Here is an 812-nt window from a genome sequence, read left to right on the forward strand (position 1 = left end):
AGCCAGGCAAACAGCTCGGTCTGCGGCCAGCTGCCCTTTTGCAGGTGCGCGGCCATGCCTTCGGGCAGCACGCGCGGGATGTTTTCCAGCAGGCCGCCGCCGGTGATGTGGGCCAGCGCCTTGATCGGGTGCGCGGCCAGCGCGGCCAGCACGTTCTTCACGTACAGGCGCGTGGGCTCCATCACGGCCTGCTTGAACGGCTTGCCGTCCAGCGTGGCCGGCACGCTGCCGGCGGCTTCGGCGCGCTCGATGCACTTGCGCACCAGGCTGAAGCCGTTGGAGTGCACGCCGCTCGACGCCAGGCCCAGCACCACGTCGCCGGGCTGCACGTCCTGGCCGGTGAGGATCTTGGATTTCTCNGGCCGGCACGCTGCCGGCGGCTTCGGCGCGCTCGATGCACTTGCGCACCAGGCTGAAGCCGTTGGAGTGCACGCCGCTCGACGCCAGGCCCAGCACCACGTCGCCGGGCTGCACGTCCTGGCCGGTGAGGATCTTGGATTTCTCGACCGCGCCGACGGCAAAGCCGGCCAGGTCGTATTCGCCGGCCGGGTACATGCCGGGCATTTCGGCGGTTTCGCCGCCGATCAGCGCGCAGCCCGAGAGTTCGCAGCCCCTGGCGATGCCGCCGACAACGGCCGCCGCCGTGTCCACGTCGAGCTTGCCGCAGGCGAAGTAGTCGAGGAAGAACAGCGGCTCGGCGCCTTGCACGAGCACGTCGTTGACGCTCATGGCGACCAGGTCGATGCCGACGGTGTCGTGCATGTTCCACTCGAAGGCCAGCTTGAGCTTGGTGCCCACGCCGTCGGTGCCGG

1 protein-coding gene and 1 pseudogene are annotated in these 812 nt (G+C 69.5%); both read right to left on the reverse strand.

Annotated features, from left to right (window positions below):
• On the reverse strand, positions 1 to 329 hold a 329-nt coding region (locus QZH66_RS17355), incomplete at its 3' end, for an AIR synthase-related protein (protein ID WP_305807086.1).
• 49 nt (positions 330 to 378) lie between these two features.
• Positions 379 to 812: pseudogene (gene purM, locus QZH66_RS17360) on the reverse strand (phosphoribosylformylglycinamidine cyclo-ligase); the annotation flags it as partial.

This window comes from Stenotrophomonas sp. YIM B06876, from assembly GCF_030711595.1.
In the GTDB taxonomy this organism is placed as follows: domain Bacteria; phylum Pseudomonadota; class Gammaproteobacteria; order Xanthomonadales; family Xanthomonadaceae; genus Stenotrophomonas.